Genomic DNA, 17946 nt, shown 5'->3' on the forward strand with positions numbered 1-17946 from the left:
GGCCATGGGTATTGATGGAGGTCGCATATCAGCAAGCGCCCGGCGCCTTGAACAGCGAGAACTACTGAAGTCGCGCTATGGCGTAGATGTCCACTCCAACGCTAGCGAAAGCGTTGTTGGCGCAGATGTGGTAATCCTGTCAGTCAAGCCTCAGCTCGCCGGGAGCACATGCCGGGAAATCGCACCGAACTTGTCGGATGATGCACTGATCGTTTCAATCATGGCAGGGGTTCCGATTTCAAGCCTACTGGCGTGGCTCAACTCCTCGCGATCGTCTGTAAGACCTATCGTCCGTTGCATGCCCAATACACCCGCATCAATTGGTCTTGGAATGACTGCGTTGTACGCAGATGCAGCCGTGAGCTCGGGGCAGAAAGAGTGCACGTACAAGCTGATGTCAGCGGTGGGGCGTGCGATATGGGTTGGTGAGGAATGCCAGTTCGACGCGATCACTGCCTTGTCGGGCAGTGGTCCGGCCTACGCGTACCTCCTCATGGAGGCCATGATTGATGCTGGGAGGGCACTGGGACTGCCTACTGAGCTTGCCGAGGTGTTGACTCGGCAAACGATTCTCGGGGCTGCGCACTTGGCGACTGATCAAGGCTAGCGCTCGGGGAGCTTCGGCGACAAGTGACTTCTCCGGGAGGAACTACCGAGGCTGCAATCAACCTACTTCAGGAAAATGGCTTTAATTCCTTGATGGAACGAGCTGTGCATGCTGCAGCCCTTCGCTCCGCCGAGCTGACATTTAACGTTAGCGTGGCCTCATCACCCTCTTGATTTGAACGTGCCGTGCACAGACGATTGGGTCCACTATGACGAACAGTGGACGCAGGCAGATTGAGTGGGGCGGCGGCAAGTCGGATGAGCGGGTTCTGAGCAGCGGGAAGCGCGTGCGCAAGTGGGTCGGGAAGCGAGCCGGTGCCACGGTGGTGCCTCTTCAGGATCAACGAAAATTTGCCCACCAGGCAGAGAAGGAGTCGAAAGGAAAATGCCCGCTTCACACCAACCCGATCTGAGCGATATCCATTTGGGGGACTGGGTAGATCGTCGGCTTCCGGCCAATTGGCGGCCATACGTGCGACTCGCACGCCTGGATCGGCCGGTAGGAACATGGCTCACGCTGTTTCCTTGTTGGGCAGCCCTTATCCAGGCGTCGCACGCGCTCCCCGACCTGCGCACCCTGCTGATCTTCTCACTGGGTGCTCTGCTGATGCGCAGCGCCGGCTCGACGATCAATGACATCGCAGACCGGAAGTTTGACGGACATGTGGAGCGCACCCGCCTAAGGCCTCTTGCCAACGGGCAGCTCCGCTTGTCGGCGGCCTTCACGTTCCTGGTGATCGAACTAGCCCTAGCGGCTTCGCTACTGCTCCTTCTTTCACCGCATGCCCGCCTCCTGGCAGTGTGCGTTCTCCCTCTCGTGGTCATTTACCCGTTCTGCAAACGATTCACCCATTGGCCTCAGGCCGTCCTGGGCGCTTCCTTCAACTGGGGTATGCTGATCGCCTGGGCAGAAATCAATGGAGGCACACCACTTGGAGCCGTTCTCATGTGGGGCGGCGCCATCGCCTGGCAGATTGGATACGACACGATTTACGCTTATGTGGACGTCAAAGACGATGCCAGGCTGGGTCTCAAGTCCACTGCAATACTTTTTGGACCTCACGGGACATCCTGCATCGCGCTGCTCTTTGCCGTCGCGATCGGAAGCTGGTCTGTCGGCGGCTGGTTGTTAGGTATGTCAATGCCGTATGCGGCCGGCATACTCGCGATTGCCTTCCATCTGGCCTGGCAAGTCAAGTGCATCGACCTGAATCACCCAGCCTTGAATTTCCGCTTGTTCCTGGCAAACATCGTGACGGGAGTGCTTCTTGCCATTGCGGCATACCTCGGGACGCTTTGAGATCGATCAAGAATGGCTCCCTGCCGGAGGGAGCCACTCTGTTTCCTCTTCCTTCTTACTTGATCGCCATCGGATTCAACGGGCATCGCATTGCGCATGTGAAGGGCAGTGATGCACCAACAAACAGGAACTTGTGGCGCCCATCGGCTGCGCAGTCGTCTGCGAGTTCCTTCAGATAAAGCATCTCACCGTCAACCCCACCATGGGAATGGCAACTCAATGCCAAGGTTGCGTGACCCCTTCCACTTAGTTGGGGCGAACCAGTGTGTGTTCACTGTCTCGCAGTGTGGACACATGCCCGTCGACCTTCGACGCTAGTTCAATGGGGTGTTGAAGCCACGCTTACATTTCAATTCTCGGATGTTGCGTCTGATTAGTGCCGAACTGCGCACGCAGGTTCACCGGCACTCGCTATCGACGATGCCTCCACTCGATGGGGAGGAGGGGGAGCAGTCGTGAAACTGCGGCCGCCTGTTCCTGATTCCTGCTGCTAGCTCCCGGAGAAGATGGGTGACCGCTTCTCAAAGAAAGCGCTTAGTCCCTGCGCAAAATCTTTGTCGGCGGAGCAAGCCGAGAAAGCATCTTGCTCCGCAAGAAGCTGATTGGAAAGACTCTGGGCGAGAGATTCATTAATCAATTGTTTCGTGCGCCCGAGTGCTCTAGTCGGTCCAGCTGCAAGATGAAGCGCCCAAGATCTGGTTGCCTCTACGAGTGCAGAAGCCGGCACCACTCTATTGATAAGCCCCAGTTCGAGTGCGCGCTCGGCATCGAATCTCTCACTCAGCAGGGCAATCTCCATCGCGCGCTTGGTACCGACAAGTCTCGGCAGTGTATAGGTGCCACCGCCGTCAGGACTTGCACCGATGTTGCGATACGCCATCGTGAAATAGGCATCATCAGCTGCAATTGCTAGATCACAGCTATTCATCAGTGAAAGACCGAAACCGGCGACAGCACCACGTACGCTGGCAACCACGGGTTTTTCCATGCGACGAATGCGAGTGATGGTGTCGTGAACTTCGGCGATGAAATGCTCAAAATAGAGCTTTCGCACTGTCTCCGTTTCAACAAGGGTTTCGTGGAAAGCGCGAACGTCTCCTCCCGCCATAAAGTGGTTCCCGGCACCCTGGATCACGACTGCGCGTACTGCCTGATCGTGCTCGACACGGCAGATCGCCTCCCGCAAGGCAATGCTCAGCTCTCGATTCAGAGCGTTCAGAGCCCTAGGGCGATTCAAGGTGATGGTTCCGATTCCTACGTCGGCATCGAAACTCAATAGAACAGGGGCTTCACTCATAGGATTGCCTTCACTTGTCACAAATGAAAAAATATGGGGTGACTGAGTCACGTCAGGAGAGTTCGGTACTCAAGTCGTTTCGAGCAATGGTTGCTGTCTTTAGAGTTAGCTGGCAGGCTTGCAGGTATTCCTGCTTCAGTTTTTCTATCAAGGATGCGGCTGGCTGTACTCGATCAATTGCTCCGATGCCCTGACCTGCGCCCCAAATATCCTTCCAGGCTTTGGCTGTACTTTCACCTGCTCCGAAGTCCATCGTCTTCGAACCTTCTAGAGGTAGATTGGCAGGATCAAGTCCTGCAGCTTCAATGGAGGGTGCGAGGTAATTGCCATGTACGCCCGTGAAAAGGCTTGAGTAAACAATATCGTCTGAGCGGCAGTCAACAATTGCTTGTTTGTAGGCATCGCTTGCACGAGCCTCGTCTGTCGCAATGAACGCCGAGCCGATATAGGCGAAGTCTGCCCCCATGACACGTGCGGCAAGGATGGCACCCCCAGTGGCGATTGCCCCGGACAGAGCGAGCGGCCCATCAAACCACTGGCGGATCTCCTGAATCAGAGCAAAAGGGCTCTTAATCCCGGCATGACCGCCGGCGCCGGCGGCCACGGCAATCAATCCGTCCGCCCCTTTCTCGATGGCCTTGCGTGCAAATGTATTGTTGATAACGTCATGCAAGGTCACTCCGCCGTAGCTATGCACTGCATCGTTGACGTCCGCTCGCGCGCCGAGCGATGTGATGACGATAGGCACTCGATACTTGGCCACCAACTCCATGTCCTTCTCAAGCCGAACGTTGCTCTTGTGCACGATCTGGTTGATCGCGAATGGGGCGGCTGGGCGCTCTGGGTGAGCGCTATTCCAGGCAGAAAGCTCCTCTGTAATCTCAGCCAGCCATTCATCGAGCTGGGATGCGGGCCGTGCGTTCAGCGCCGGCATGGACCCCACCACACCGGCCTTGCATTGCGCAACCACAAGCTTGGGATTGCTGACGATGAACAAAGGTGAGGCGATGACGGGAAGAGCAAGATTCGCAAGAGGTTTGGGCAGCAATGTTGACATTAGTAGTTCAGTTGGTGATACACGGTTGTGCGGCCTTTAGGAGGCCGCCGGCTCATAAAGCTCACGCTCGCTCAAAGATCGCCGCGATACCCTGGCCGCCGCCGATGCACATCGTCACCAGCGCATAGCGCCCGCCCGTGCGGTGCAGCTCGGCGACGGCCTTGGTGGTGATGATGGCGCCCGTGGCACCCACCGGGTGGCCGAGAGAGATGCCCGAGCCATTGGGGTTCACCTTGGCCGGGTCCAGGCCCAACTCCTGGATCACGGCGCAGGCCTGGGCCGCGAAGGCTTCGTTGGCCTCGATGACGTCCATGTCCTGGATCTTCAGGCCCGTGCGCTGCAGCACCTTCTGTGTGGCCGGCACGGGGCCGATGCCCATATAGGCCGGGTCCACGCCCGCATGCGCGTAGCCCACGAGGCGCGCGAGCGGCTTGGTGCCCAGGGCCTGCAGGCGGTCGCCCGCCACCAGCACCACGGCGGCCGCGCCGTCGTTGATGCCCGAGGCGTTGCCCGCCGTGACGCTGCCGCCTTCCTTCTTGAACGCGGGCTTCATGCCGGCCAGCACTTCGACCGTGGTGGCGCCGCGCACATGCTCGTCGGTGTCGAACAGCACCGTGCCCTTGCGCGTGGCGATCTCGACGGGGACGATCTGCTCCTTGAAGTAGCCGGCCGCGATGGCGGCCGCGGCGCGGCGCTGGCTCTCGAAGGCCAGCTGGTCCTGCATTTCGCGGCTGATGCGGTAGCGCTCGGCCACGTTCTCCGCCGTGATGCCCATGTGCATCTTCTGCCAGGGGTCGTGCAGGATGCCCAGCATGTAGTCGATGCTCTTGGCATCGCCCATGCGCGCGCCGTAGCGCGCGGCCTGGTCGAAGTAGGGGCCGCGGCTCATGCTTTCGCTGCCGCCGCCTATGGCCACGTCGCAGTCGCCGTAACCGATGGCCTGGGCTGCCGAAATGATGGCCTGCAGGCCCGAGCCGCACAGGCGGTTGACGTTGAACGCCGGTGTCTCGATGGGGCAGCCCGCGTCGATGGCGGCCACGCGGCTGAGGTACGCGTCCTTGGTGTCGGTGGGGATCACGTTGCCCATGACCACATGGCCCACGGCGTCGGGCGCAAGGCCGCTGCGCTGGATGGCGGCCTTCACGGCCGTAGTCGCCAGTAGGGTATTGGGCACGTCCTTGAGACCTCCGCCAAAGGTGCCGATGGCAGTACGGGCGGTGCTGATGACGAAGACTTCGCGGTGGTTCATGAGACTCTTGGGGTCAGTGGTAAAGCGCCTCGATTTCCGTGGCGTAGGTTTTGTAGATGCTGCTGCGGCGCACTTTCATGGTGGCGGTGACTTCACCATCGTCGTGATCCAGTTCCTTGGTTAGCAGGTGAAACTTGCGGATCTGCGCTACTTGGGCCAACTTGGCATTGCCACCGGCGATTTCGCTGTCGATGAGCTGGCGCACCTGGGGCGTTTCCACCAGCGAGCGGAAATGTGTAAAAGTCAGGCGGTTAGCCTCAGCCCATTTCCCGACGGTTTCATAGTCGATCATCACCAGCGCACCGACGAACTTTCGTCCCTCTGCCACGATCACGCACTCCTTGATGTACGGGCTGGCCTTCATGGTGTTCTCGATCTCGGACGGTGTAAGGTTCTTGCCCCCGGCGGTGATCATGATGTCCTTGAGGCGGTCGACAATCTTGATCTGGCCATCTACCTCTCGCACCACGTCGCCAGTGTGAAGCCAGCCGTCCTGGACGCTTTGGGCGGTGGCTTCAGGGTTCTTGTAGTAACCCACAAACACCATTTCTCCCTTGATCTGCAACTCGCCGCTGCTGTCATGGCCGGAGGGTGCAATGCGGTACTCCACACCCTCGGTGACAGGGCCCACAGTACCGACTACCACTTTGTCGACCTGGTGCGCCGTGATCATGCCTGTTGATTCCGTCATGCCGTAGGCTTCGACCAGTGGTACTCCCACTATGCGGAAGTAGCGCACCACATCGACGGGAATGGGCGCAGCGCCGGTTAGAGCCACCTGAGCCTCGCGAAGGCCAATGAAGTTCTGCAATGCCCGGAAAACCGTCCAGTAGCTCAAGCTGAAACTCAGGCGCTCAGCAAGCGACCACTCGTTGCGCGGCTTTTCCGCCAAGGGCGCGCAGGCAGCGATGGCGCGGCGATAAAGAGCGCGGCTCAGGCAGCTTGCCTCCATCATCTTGATGTTGATGGACGCATGCAGCTTTTCCCAGATGCGAGGGACACCTAGGAACATCGTAGGGGCGACCTCGCGCAGGTCCTCCTGCACGGTGCGGATCGATTCACCGAAGTTGACCAACGAGCCAAGATACAAGGGGCAGAAGGTGGTGAGCATCTGCTCGGCTACGTGGCATAGCGGGAGATACGAAAGGTGAGTGGTCTTCGCATTCAGGCGCAATCGATCACTCATTCCTGGCACCACGCCACGCATGTTGCGCCAGGAGATCATTGCCCCCTTGGGCTTGCCAGTGGAACCAGAGGTGTAGATCATCAGACCGACGTCGTCCAGCCGTTGGCGCTCCAAAATCTCGTCGATGCGAGCCTGACTGTGCACGCTGGCACCCAGGCGCTCGATCTCGTCGAAGGTATTGATCAGCGCACGGTGCTGCGATGCAAAGCTGCGCAGGCCTTTGGTTTCGATGACGATGATCTTTTTTAGGCGTGGCAATTCATCCAAGGCGTCGAGCACCTTGTCGACTTGCTCCTGATCCTCGCAGACTATGATCTCGACGTCAGCGTGCCCCACCACGTAAGCCACTTCGGCCGATGGACTGGTTGGGTATACGCCCACGGTGATGCCGCCGACCAGACCCGTTCCCATCTGCGCCAAAACCCACTCAATGCGGTTTTCCGCTATCACGCCTACATGGCCGCCAACGGCCAGTCCCAACTGCTGCAGTCCTTGACCGAAGTGGCTGGCACGCTGGTAGTACTGTGCCCAGGTAAATGGTGTCCAGATGCCAAAGTCCTTTTGCCGGATGGCGATGCGCTGAGCGTCGGTGCTGGCGCGCTGGCGTAGCACTTGGGGCAGAGTAAGTTCGGGAAGTGTGCTCATGACAGCCAGCGCTTGCGGCGCTTGTAGTGCTTGATTTCTTTGAAGCTCTTGGCCTCGCCGCTGCCGCCCATGCCGAGGTAGAACTCGCGCACATCGGGGTCGTTCGCGAGGCGCTCGGCCGATCCGTCGATGACGATCTTGCCGTTCTCCATGATGTAGCCGCTGTGCGCCACGGCCAGCGCCACGGTGGCGTTCTGCTCCACGAGCAGCATGCTGGTGCCGCGCTCGGCGTTGATGCGCGCGATGATGCCGAAGATGTCCTCGGTGAGCTTCGGAGACAGGCCCAGCGAGGGCTCGTCGAGCAGGATCAGCTCGGGCTGGGCGATCAGCGCGCGGCCGATGGCCAGCATCTGCTGCTCGCCGCCCGACAGATAGCCGGCCAGGCCCTTGCGCCGCTCGTGCAGGCGCGGAAAGTAGCTGTAGACGGTGTCGAAGTCGGGCTTGGCGGCCTGGCTGCGGCCCGTGAGTGCGTAGGTGGAGGCGACGAGGTTCTCCTCCACCGTGAGGTCCTCGAACACGCGCCGCCCTTCCATCACATGCGACAGGCCCTTGCGCACCAGCTCCTGCGGTGCCCGTGCCGCGGTGCCCTGGCCGTTGAAACGCACCGAGCCCGATTCCAGCTCGCCATTCTCCAGCGCCAGCAGGCCCGAGACGGCCTTGAGTGTGGTGCTCTTTCCCGCGCCGTTGCTACCCAGCAGCGCCACGATCTGGCCGCGCGGCACGGCCAGCGACAGGCCGCGCAGGGCCTGCACGACCTTGTTGTAGATGACCTCGATGTTGTTGACTTCGAGGACGAGATCCGTTGAGGTCTGGGTCATGGTCGCAGTGGGGTCAGAGCTTGATCCAGTCGGAGGCTGCGACCATCTTCTGGGCCTTCATGTCCGCGCGGTACACGCGGCCCACGGGGATGGAGTTGCCACTGATGGTGATCGGCACGCCGATGAGGCCGCCCGTGTCGAAGTCCTTGAGGCTGTTGAGGCCCGCCTTGAGGTTGGCGCCCGTGAGCGGCTTGCCTGCGTCCAGGCAGCGCTTGGCCGATTCGAGGAACAGCATGGCGGCCAGGAAGCCCTGGATGTAGGCCGTGCTCTGGTACTCGGGGCGCAGGGCTCGGATCTTCTCCAGCATAGGCGCCTTCTCGGTGTCGTAGTGGTAGCGGAAGGGCATCACGCCCATGAAGCCGTCGCCGGCCTCGCCCATCTTCATGACGGTGGAGCTGTCCATGGTCCAGAAGGTGCCCATCCACTTCGATTTCATGCCCTGCTGCTTGCCCTGGTTGATGAACTCGGGGATGGGCGCGAGGATGTAGCCGTGGAAGATGGTGTAGTCGGGTGCGGCGCGGCGCAGCTTGATGACCTCGGTGGACACGTCCACGCTGCCCGCGGGCGTCATGATCTTGATCGGCACCGACAGGCCCAGCTTCTTGGCCTCGGCCTCGCTGGCCTCGATGGGGTCGCGGCCGAACTCCGAATCGGAATAGACGAAGGCCACCTTGGCGCCCGGCTTCTCCTTGGCGATGTGCTTGAGCAGGATGCCGAACATCTCCGTGTAGTCGGGGCCCACGAGGAACTGGTTCGGGTACTTCTTGGGGTCGTTGAGCTCGGAGGCGAACGAGGCACCGGCCATCAGGATGTTGCCGTTGCGGTCGAGCTCGGGGTTGATGGTCTTGGAAAAGCCGGTGGAGTCGCCGTAGTAGAGGCTGACCTTGTTCTGGCTCGTGATCTTCTTGAACGTGGCGACCGACACGTCGACCTTGTAGCCCGTGTCCTCGGGCACGTACTTGACCTTGCGGCCCTTGATGCCGCCCGCGTCGTTGACGATCTTCACATAGTCCTGGATGCCCGCGTTGATGCCCACGCCCGCGAAGGCGAATACGCCGGTCATGGGAATGGAGCCGCCGATGACGATCTCCTCGTTGCCCTGCGCGAGCACCGACAGCGGGTGCGTGAGCGCCGCGGCGCCCGCGGCGGCGGCGCCCAGCATCAGGCTGCGGCGCTGGGCGGAAATGCGTTGCTGTTCCATGTCTGTCTCCTTGGGTCGTTGTGGTGGGCGGAAAACGGTGGCCTGCACGGGGTCAGTTGCGGAAGGGCCACAGGTGGAAGAAGCGGCGGATGCGCCGCCACATTTCTGCGAGCCCCAGCGGCTCGAACACCAGAAAACCGATGATCAGCGCGCCGAAGATCACGAGGCGCACGGGCGAGAGGAAGACGGTGAGCGCGGTCCCGCCGGGCAGCAGGTCCACGACGAGCTTGAGCAGCTCGGGCACCATGGTCATGAACACCGCGCCGAGGATGCCGCCCAGGATCGAGCCCATGCCGCCCACGATGATGGCGGCCAGGAAGAAGATGGACATGGTCAGTGGAAAGCTCTCGGGCGTGACCACGCGGAAGAAGTAGGCCCACAGCCCGCCCGCCACGCCCGCGTAGAACGAGGACAGGCCGAACGACAGCAGCTTGTAGCGCAGCAGCGGAATGCCCAGCACTTCGGCCGAGATGTCGCGGTCGCGGATGGCGATGAAGGCGCGGCCGATGCGCGTGCGGAACAGGTTGGCCGCGCCCAGCAGCATCAGCACCATCACGGGCACGATGAGCCAGTACAGGCGGAACGAGGTGTCCAGATCCATGCCGAACAGGCGTGCGGGCTGCAGTGAGATGCCCGCCGTGCCGCCCGTGATCTTGAGGTTGGCGAACAGGAAATGCGCGATGAACGAGGCCGCGATGGTGGCGATGGCCAGGTACAGCCCCTTCACGCGCAGCGAGGGGATGCCCACGACGATGCCGCCCACCATGGCCACCACGCCGCCCGCGAGCAGGTTCAGCGCGAACGGCGTGCCCCAGCGCGTCTGCAGGATGGCCACGGTGTAGGCCCCCAGGCCCATGAAGGCCGCCTGGCCCAGGCTCACGAGGCCCGTGTAGCCCGTAAGGATGTTGAGGCCCGTGGCGCTGGCCACGTTGATGGCCACGAGGCAGGCCATGTAGAGCCAGTAGTCGCTGGCCATGAAGGGGAAGAGCACGAGCAGCGCGGCCGCGATGGCGAGCCATACTTTCTGCGTGTGCGAGTCGAACAGCGCCGCGTCGGCGGTGTAGCTTTCCTTGAGGGTTCCGATGCGCATGGGTTGGGCCCTTAAAGACGTTCGATTTCGTGGGTGCCGAACAGGCCATAGGGCCGCGCCATCAGGATGACGACCAGCACCACGAAGGTGGCCAGCAGCTTGTATTCGCCGCCCAGATAGGCCCCGGCCAGCGCTTCGACCAGACCGATGAGAACGCCGCCCACCAGTGCGCCGAGCACGCTGTCGAGCCCGCCCACGATGACCACCACCAGCACCGACAGGCCGAACACGCCCATGCTCGACGAGATGCCGCCGATCGAGCCCACGATGATTCCCGAGAGCGCCGCGAGCATGCTCGACACCACCCAGGCGAGCGAGAACACGCGCGGCACGTTGATGCCCACGGAATAGGCCGCGGCCTGGTCGCTGGCCGTGGCGCGCAGGGCCACGCCGCCGCGCCAGAAGCGGAACACCAGCAGCACGGAGGCAATGAACACGGCGGCGACGACGGCGCCCCAGAACACCTTGGGCGCGAGGAAGGCCTCGCCGACCATGATCGGCTCGCTGGGCATGAACTCGGGCAGGCGGCGCTGGTCGGCCGTCCAGATCATCTCCACCAGGCCCACGAGCACCGAGCCCAGGCCCACGGTGACCATGAAGACCGAGATGGGCGGCTCGCCGAGCAGCGGGCGGATCATCGTGCGCTCGATCACGGCGCCGAGCAGGCCGCAGGCGAGGATGGCGGCGGGAATGGCCAGCCACAGCGGCATGGCCCACATGGCGGCGAAGGTGAAGAACAGGTAGCCGCCGGCCATGAGCATTTCGCCGATGGCGATGTTCACCACGCGCGTGGCCTTGTAGACCATCACGAAGGCGAGAGCCGCGAGGGCGTACAGGCCGCCGCTGGCGATGCCCGTGAGGCTGATCTCGAACAGGTAGGCCCAGTCCATCATGCGGCTCCTACGGTGGCGTTGGCGTTGGCGGCGGCCTGCAGCTTGCGGCGCAGCTCGCCCACATCGCCCGAACCCAGATAGGCACGGTTGACCTCGGGGTCGGCCTGCACTACGGCGGGTGTGCCCTGGGCGATGACCTGGCCGAAGTTGAGTACCACCACATGGTCCGACAGGTCCATGACCATGCCCATGTCGTGCTCGACCATCAGCACCGTCACGCCCCACTCGGCGCGCACGTCGAGAATGAAGCGCGCCATGTCCTCGGTCTCCTCGCGGTTCATGCCGGCCACGGGCTCGTCGAGCATGAGGATGCGGGGCTGCATGGCCAGGGCGCGCGCCATCTCCACGCGCTTTTGCAGGCCGTACGACAGGGCCGACACGGGTGCGTGGCGGATGTGGTCGATCTCGAGGAAGTCGATGATGCGTTCCTCGATGTCGCGGCGCAGCTCGGCCTCTTCGCGGCGCGCGCGGCCCAGGTAGAAGAGGGCGTCGAACACGTTGGCCTTGAGGTGCGCGTGGCGGCCGAGCTTGATGTTGTCGAGCACCGTCATGCCGCGGAACAGCGCGATGTTCTGGAAGCTGCGCCCCAGGCCCATGCGCGCGCGCTGCGGCGCGGGAACGCGGGTGATGTCCCGGCCCTCGAAGCGGATGCTGCCGCCCGTGGGCCGGTAGAAGCCCGAGATGGTGTTGAACAGCGAGGTCTTGCCCGCGCCGTTGGGCCCGATCACGGCCGTGATGGAGCCGGGCTGCACGCCGAAGCCCACGCCCGACAGTGCGCGCACGCCGCCGAACGCGAGCGTGACGCCATCCACTTGCAGCAGGGGAAGGGCCTCCCTTGCTTGCATTTCTTGAAATGTCTCCATTGTTCTATCTTTTATACTAGGGGTAACATCATATGTGTATTGAGTAGAAAATTCTACTTTGAAGTAGATTTTGAGCGCCAATGACAATGGCCACATTGGTACAAACCCCTGAGAACTACGCCATGAGCACAACAAAGCGAAACTCCAACAGGAAGGCCTCCGTCCTCTTAGAGACCGCCGCGACCTCCGTTTGGACAAATGTGAGAGAGCAGCAAAGAGAGATGAAGCGCAATGCTGTGCTGCAGACAGCAGCCCGGCTCTTCATTGAGCGCGGGTTTCATGCGACATCGTTGGACGATGTGGCTGCACGCCTCAACGTGAGCAAGCCCACGCTGTACTACTATGTGAAGAACAAGGAAGAAATCCTGCTTCAGTGCGTGAGTCAAGGCTTGGAGATGACACTGGAAGGCATCGATGCCTCGCGGCGCGCGGGTGGAAATGCTATTGATCAACTGATCGCATGCATGCGGGTGTACGGCCGTCTGGTCACTCAGGACTTTGGGATGTGCCTGATTCGCGTGGGTGACGAAGGCCTAACGTCGGAAGGGCGGGACCAGTTGCGTAAGCAGAAGTCCTCGATCGACAAGGAATTTCGCCGGCTGGTGGCGGCGGGGGTTGAAGAGGGTTCGCTAAACCCTTGCGATCCCAAGATGACCGCCTTTGCGATTGCTGGCGCGCTAAGCTGGATAGGGCGCTGGTACCAGTCAGATGGAGAGTACTCTGGCGATGAAGTGGTGCAGCACTGCATCGACACACTGATGACAGGAATTGTCCGCCGAGCAGGCTAGCGGCAGACCTGCTCGGCTATCGCGGGCATGCAGAGAACGTCGGCATGGCGTGCCTTGCCGACGTTCGTCATAGGTCGCGATTCGGTCTTAAAGACGGGGAGGTAGCGAATTTCGCGCTTAGCCAAGGCGCCCACCGACCGGTGCGGCAGATGCCCAAGTGATGTGGCGAATAGCGCGCTATACGAGTAGGCGATCTGGCCCGTCAGATGGTGGAGCTAATGCGCAGTTGGTGCAACTGCTGTCTCCAGCATGATGGCTTCGGGTGTTCGATAGCGTTCCGCCATTCGACGTTCTTCTTCGGTGCGGATCTGTGCCTGCATGTAGGCACCGAGGGCGCGGGCATGTCCAACGATGTACGAGCCGAAAGCTAGTCTTTGCTGCTCATACTCTTGCAATGCCTCTTTGATGTCTACCTTTCGATTCATTGCTTTGACGAGTGCCATGGCATCGCCAGCTGCCTTTGTGACTCCCATGCCGCAGTGAGGCCGAGCAACAAAGGCAGCGTCACCCAGCAGGGCTATCCGACCCATAGCGATGCTGGAGCTTTCGAGGTCGAAGATGGGCTGAAAGAACGGGTTTTCGGTTTTCTCAACCACTTCTGCGAACTGAGGTGCGAGCACGGCATGGGCTGCCTGCCGCGCTTCCGCTACGACGCTTTCGCGAATCAAGGGCGGGGGAATGCCATCCATCCAGACCCGGCCATCAGAGTCAGTCACCATGTCCTTGAACGTCGTGGACTCTTCCGCTGGCCGGTACCACACGAAGTTGAATCGTCGCCGGCCAGGCTCCGTCCCATTCGCTTGCCCAGCTACCGGATAGGCAATCATTTGCTCGTGCGGTGGGATGCCGAAGGCGAAGTAAGGAAACAGCTCGGTTTTGACGCGCTCGCTGAGGGCCGCTTCTTCAACTAGCCCGCGCCATGCGATGTAGCCCGCGTAAACAGGCTTTGCTGCAGGTAGAAGCGCTTGCCTTACGGTGGAGCGGAGGCCATCGGCTGCCACGACCAAGTCGGCGCTGATCCGATGGCCATCGGCAAAGGTTAGGTGGACTGCGTCCTCTGTCTGCTCCGCAGCAGTCAGCGTATATCCGTTGTGGTAGCGGTCCGAGGGAAATCGCGATTTGAGGATGCGGTAGAGGTGTCCCCATGCGGTAAGTACCTGCGGCAAGGGGCGACGGCCTAGAACCGAGCCGTCCTGCGCCAAGGTAACTCGCTCTTGCACGGAGACTCCGACCTCCTCATCCGGTGGGACCCCGATTGCGGCCAGCGCTTCCATCAACTCGGGGTGGGTGACGATGCCGGCACCTCGACTGTTGATTTCCACCGAATCCTGACCCACGGGGTGCGGACGATTTCTTGGACTACCTGGAGGTAGTTCATGTACTCACACGAGGACCGGCTTCGAGCCGTGCGGCTGTACGTCAAGCTGGGCAGGCGCATCGGCTTGACCATCCGGCAGCTGGGATATCCGACGAAGAACGCTCTCAAGACCTGGTACCGCGAGTACGAACAGAGCCACGAGCTGCGTGCCGGCTATACGCGGCCGGCGAGGTTCTCCAAGGAGCAGAAGGAACGGGCTGTCGAGCACTATCTCGAGCATGGCCAGTGCATCGCGGCGACGATCAAGTCGCTGGGCTATCCCTGCAGATCATTGCTGTCTACATGGCTTCAAGAGCTTCATCCGCAGCGCACGCGCGTCGTTGGTCGATCGCAGGAGCTGGCGCCGGAAGCCAAACAGGCTGCCGTGGTTTCCTTGTGCACGCGCGCGGTCAGCGCGCAGGCTGTGGCCGACGAGGTCGGCGTGTCGCGGGGCTCGCTGTACAAGTGGAAGAATCAATTGCTCGGCCACGACGTACCCGCATCCATGAAGCGCAAGCAAGGCGCCCCTGCAAGCTCTGATCGAGCTGACCTGGAACAGCAGCTCGAGACGCTGCGACAAGACATCCGGCGGCTGCAGCTCGAGAAGGATTTGCTGAAGAAGGCGAACGAACTCGTAAAAAAAGAGCTGGGCATCAATCAGCAGCACCTGACGAACCGGGAGAAGACGCTGCTGGTTGATGCCCTGAGGTCCACCTACACGGTGACGGAGCTGCTGCGCGAACTGAATCTGCCGCGCAGTTCCTACTTTTACCATCGAGCCCGCCTCGAGGTGGCCGACAAGTACGCCGGCGTGCGTCAGGTCATGACCAACATCTTCGAGCGCAACTATCGCTGCTATGGCTACAGGCGACTTCATGCGTCGCTGAGCGATCAGTTCGTGAACATCTCGGAGAAGGTCGTGCGCCGTCTGATGAAGCAGGAATGCTTGGTTGCCGCGACGAGCAGACGCCGGCGGTATGGCTCGTACATGGGTGAGATCAGTCCAGCGCCCGACAACGTGCTGGACCGAGACTTCAGCGCCGGTGCGCCGAACGAGAAGTGGCTCACCGACATCACGGAGTTCCAAATCCCGGCCGGCAAGGTCTATCTCTCGCCCATGATCGATTGCTTCGACGGCATGGTCGTGAGCTGGTCGATCAGCACGCGTCCAAACGCCGAGTTGGTCAACACGATGCTGGACGCTGCGATCGACAAAGTCGCTGCCAGCGGCGAGCGGCCCGTGGTGCATTCCGATCGTGGCGGCCACTATCGGTGGCCAGGCTGGCTGGCTCGAATCGCTGCCGCCAAGCTGGTCCGCTCGATGTCACGTAAGGGATGCTCGCCGGACAACGCGGCGTGCGAGGGCTTCTTTGGTCGGCTCAAAACCGAGATGTTCTTCGCCCGGGACTGGCTCTCGACGAGCATCGAGGAGTTCGTGGTGGCGGTGGATACCTACATCCGCTGGTACAACGAAGTTCGGATCAAGAGTTCGCTGGGCTTCCGCAGTCCCGCCGAGCATCGCCGGCGCCTGGGCATCGCCGCATAACCAGTCCAAGTTTTTGTCCGCATCCCCCGCGGGTCAGGATTCGGTGGAAATCAACAAATGTGGGTCATGAAGTGTCCTCGTCTTTGCTTGTACGGGATGCGCGCCCAACCTAGCGCAGAAAGTCCAACTCTGCTGCGTCGCGACGGCGGTGGCGATTTCGCGAGCAATCAAGTTCGGTACGCCGTTCGTGCTCAGCGGCCTTGTCTGGCCGCCACGATGCCCGCTCCGCAGGCTTCCAAAAATCTCAGGGGCCAAAACCTCAGACCGTGAAGTCCAAGACCACCAATCGCGTCTTGTGCTCCGCCACGAATTGACGCAAAGCGTCGTGCTCGGGTGCGGCCTGATAAAGATCGTGGGCCTGCAGCTCCGAAAAGGTTGCCACAAAGGCGTGAGAAAACTCCGGCGTGCGATTCGACTCGTTGGCGACGAAACGCATGTCCAGCAAACCTGGGATGGCTTGCTTGAGAAGATCACACTGTTGGGCAATGAACGCGTGATCGGTTTCAGTCAGGTCTTTCTTGAAGCCGAGTTGGACGATGTGTTGGAGCATGGGACTATCGATCAGGAAATGGTCAACCCGCCGTCCACGGACAGGATGTGTCCGGTCGTCGACCGCGAGTCGTCGCAGGCCAGAAACAAGGCCGCCTTCGCGACATCCTCCGGCGTCACCATGCCGAACATCTGATTCTGGGCCGACAAGTTCGTTGCGTCGTTGTTGGCCATCATCTTGAGCACCCGCTCGGTGGATGTGGCACCGGGCGCGATGGCGTTTACCCGCACATGTTCGGCCGCATACTCGACGGCCATCGAACGTGTCAGGGCACTGACGGCTCCTTTGGCGGCCGTGTAGGCGTCTTTGCGGTGAGTGCCGATCAACGCGAAGATTGAGGTCATGTTGATCACCGCACCACCACCGCTGGCGATGATCGCCGGGATCCCGAATCGGCATCCGAGCCAAGTGCCGAACAGGTCTACTTTGATCCGGGACCAGAACTCGTCAATGGGCGCTTCGCTCACCCTTGAGTCACGGCTGGTGGAGCCGCCTGCGTTGTTGTGCAGCACATGCAGCCCACCGAACGCCGTGACGGTCTGAGTCACGGCCGCTTCCACCTGCTCAGGCTCGGTTACGTCTGCGGCGATGAACAGTGCCTGCCCACCCTTCTCCTGGATCAGACGGGCAGTTTCCTGGCCCGCATCGACGTTGCGCTCCACCACGGCGATCCGTGCACCCTCTGCAGCAAACAACAAGGCCGTCGCGCGACCTATGCCCGCACCCGCGCCGGTTATGAGCGCGGTCTTGTTTTCGAGTTTCAGCATCATTGATTCCTCAGATATCCAGATACCTGCGATATGGCTTTTATTTCGATTTTTCGCCTCGCCTGGAATGAGCGAGGTGAAGAACGCATTCCGATCAAGCGCAATCGAATGTCAGTTGCGGTTCGGTCTTGGCTTGCAGATCGTCCCTGGAGACGCCGGGAGCAAGCTCCTTGACTACGAGTCCGCCGTCCGTAACGTCGAACACTGCCAAGTCCGTGATGATCTGATTCACCACATGCTGGCCGGTCAGGGGAAGCGAGCAGGCTTTCAGCACCTTCAACGCGCCATCGCGTGCCACGTGCTCCATCAGCACGATCACGCGGCGCGCGCCGCCCACCAGATCCATCGCCCCGCCCATGCCCTTGACCATCTTGCCGGGGATCATCCAATTCGCCAGATCCCCACGCTCGCTGACCTGCATGCCGCCGAGGATGGTCAGGTCCATGTGGCCGCCGCGGATCATGGCGAACGACATTGCGGAGGAGCAGATCGAAGCGCCAGGGGCCATGGTGATGGTCTGCTTGGCGGCATCGATCAGATCAGGATCGATCTCGTCCTCGAAAGGCGGAGGGCCGATGCCGATCAGGCCGTTTTCCGACTGCAGCCATACTTCCATTCCCTCGGGAACGTAGTCGACCACCTTGGTCGGCAGCCCGATCCCCAGGTTCACATAGTCCCCGTCGTGGAGTTCCTTTGCGGCGCGGGCCGCCATTTGTTCGTGTGTCCAGGCCAT

At 61.3% G+C, this 17946-nt stretch carries 18 protein-coding genes; 5 read left to right on the plus strand and 13 right to left on the minus strand.

Going from position 1 to position 17946, the window contains the following annotated elements; all coding sequences use genetic code 11:
- Window positions 1-4 precede the first annotated feature (4 nt).
- The 3 genes from H9K75_RS25670 (at window position 5) to ubiA (ending at window position 1906) form a co-directional block, all read left to right on the plus strand.
- Window positions 5-607 carry a pyrroline-5-carboxylate reductase family protein gene (locus tag H9K75_RS25670; protein WP_404826450.1) on the plus strand — a complete coding sequence of 201 codons (603 nt, stop codon included), beginning with the start codon at window positions 5-7 and terminating at the stop codon, window positions 605-607.
- Window positions 608-630: 23 nt separating this feature from the next.
- A complete protein-coding gene (locus tag H9K75_RS25675) occupies window positions 631-780 on the plus strand; it encodes a pyrroline-5-carboxylate reductase family protein (RefSeq protein ID WP_404826381.1) in 150 nt (49 codons plus the stop codon).
- Between the two features lie 211 nt (window positions 781-991).
- Window positions 992-1906 (plus strand): 4-hydroxybenzoate octaprenyltransferase, encoded by a 915-nt coding sequence (gene ubiA / locus H9K75_RS22155; RefSeq protein ID WP_187724161.1) that lies wholly within the window; start codon window positions 992-994, stop codon window positions 1904-1906.
- Between the two features lie 490 nt (window positions 1907-2396).
- On the opposite strand, the gene H9K75_RS22160 is transcribed toward ubiA, so the two are convergent.
- From H9K75_RS22160 to H9K75_RS22200, 9 genes are all read right to left on the minus strand, one after another.
- Window positions 2397-3203, minus strand: a complete 807-nt coding sequence (locus tag H9K75_RS22160) for an enoyl-CoA hydratase/isomerase family protein (RefSeq protein ID WP_187724162.1) — start codon at window positions 3201-3203, stop codon at window positions 2397-2399.
- A gap of 52 nt (window positions 3204-3255) precedes the next feature.
- Entirely contained in the window at window positions 3256-4260 is a 1005-nt protein-coding gene (locus H9K75_RS22165) for an NAD(P)H-dependent flavin oxidoreductase (protein ID WP_187724163.1), read from the minus strand.
- Window positions 4261-4321: 61 nt separating this feature from the next.
- The gene (locus tag H9K75_RS22170; protein WP_187724164.1) at window positions 4322-5509 is read right to left on the minus strand and encodes an acetyl-CoA C-acyltransferase family protein; all 1188 of its coding nucleotides are present in this window, start codon (window positions 5507-5509) and stop codon (window positions 4322-4324) included.
- Window positions 5510-5522: 13 nt separating this feature from the next.
- Entirely contained in the window at window positions 5523-7340 is a 1818-nt protein-coding gene (locus H9K75_RS22175; protein ID WP_187724165.1) for an AMP-dependent synthetase/ligase, read from the minus strand.
- On the minus strand, window positions 7337-8158 hold the full coding sequence (locus tag H9K75_RS22180; RefSeq protein WP_187724166.1) for an ABC transporter ATP-binding protein: 822 nt from the start codon (window positions 8156-8158) through the stop codon (window positions 7337-7339). Before H9K75_RS22180 ends, H9K75_RS22175 begins: the two co-directional genes overlap by 4 nt.
- A 13-nt stretch (window positions 8159-8171) precedes the next feature.
- On the minus strand, window positions 8172-9359 hold the full coding sequence (locus H9K75_RS22185; protein ID WP_187724167.1) for an ABC transporter substrate-binding protein: 1188 nt from the start codon (window positions 9357-9359) through the stop codon (window positions 8172-8174).
- A 52-nt stretch (window positions 9360-9411) separates the two neighbouring features.
- Window positions 9412-10449 (minus strand): branched-chain amino acid ABC transporter permease, encoded by a 1038-nt coding sequence (locus tag H9K75_RS22190; protein WP_187724168.1) that lies wholly within the window; start codon window positions 10447-10449, stop codon window positions 9412-9414.
- 11 nt (window positions 10450-10460) lie between these two features.
- Window positions 10461-11342, minus strand: coding sequence for a branched-chain amino acid ABC transporter permease (locus H9K75_RS22195; protein WP_404826382.1), 882 nt, complete (start codon window positions 11340-11342; stop codon window positions 10461-10463).
- Window positions 11339-12187 (minus strand): ABC transporter ATP-binding protein, encoded by an 849-nt coding sequence (locus tag H9K75_RS22200; RefSeq protein ID WP_187724170.1) that lies wholly within the window; start codon window positions 12185-12187, stop codon window positions 11339-11341. The genes H9K75_RS22195 and H9K75_RS22200 overlap by 4 nt, the downstream gene beginning before the upstream one ends.
- Window positions 12188-12426: 239 nt before the next feature.
- Here H9K75_RS22200 and H9K75_RS22205 point away from each other — a divergent pair, with 239 nt between their 5' ends.
- Entirely contained in the window at window positions 12427-12993 is a 567-nt protein-coding gene (locus H9K75_RS22205; RefSeq protein WP_226858369.1) for a TetR/AcrR family transcriptional regulator, read from the plus strand.
- A 215-nt stretch (window positions 12994-13208) separates the two neighbouring features.
- Here H9K75_RS22205 and H9K75_RS22210 read toward each other — a convergent pair whose 3' ends face one another.
- Window positions 13209-14315 carry an FAD binding domain-containing protein gene (locus tag H9K75_RS22210; RefSeq protein WP_226858370.1) on the minus strand — a complete coding sequence of 369 codons (1107 nt, stop codon included), beginning with the start codon at window positions 14313-14315 and terminating at the stop codon, window positions 13209-13211.
- 54 nt (window positions 14316-14369) lie between these two features.
- On the opposite strand from H9K75_RS22210, the gene H9K75_RS22215 reads away from it, so the two are divergent.
- Complete coding sequence (locus H9K75_RS22215) at window positions 14370-15896, plus strand: IS3 family transposase (RefSeq protein ID WP_187724173.1); 1527 nt, start codon at window positions 14370-14372, stop codon at window positions 15894-15896.
- A 259-nt stretch (window positions 15897-16155) separates the two neighbouring features.
- Here H9K75_RS22215 and H9K75_RS22220 read toward each other — a convergent pair whose 3' ends face one another.
- The 3 genes from H9K75_RS22220 to H9K75_RS22230 form a co-directional block, all read right to left on the minus strand.
- Complete coding sequence (locus H9K75_RS22220; protein ID WP_187724174.1) at window positions 16156-16446, minus strand: Dabb family protein; 291 nt, start codon at window positions 16444-16446, stop codon at window positions 16156-16158.
- A gap of 11 nt (window positions 16447-16457) precedes the next feature.
- Window positions 16458-17216 (minus strand): SDR family NAD(P)-dependent oxidoreductase, encoded by a 759-nt coding sequence (locus H9K75_RS22225; protein WP_226858371.1) that lies wholly within the window; start codon window positions 17214-17216, stop codon window positions 16458-16460.
- A 91-nt stretch (window positions 17217-17307) separates the two neighbouring features.
- Window positions 17308-17946, minus strand: coding sequence for a CoA transferase subunit B (locus tag H9K75_RS22230; RefSeq protein WP_187724176.1), 639 nt, complete (start codon window positions 17944-17946; stop codon window positions 17308-17310).

Origin of the sequence: Diaphorobacter aerolatus (assembly GCF_014489535.1) — a bacterium.
Lineage (GTDB): Bacteria > Pseudomonadota > Gammaproteobacteria > Burkholderiales > Burkholderiaceae_C > Diaphorobacter_A > Diaphorobacter_A aerolatus.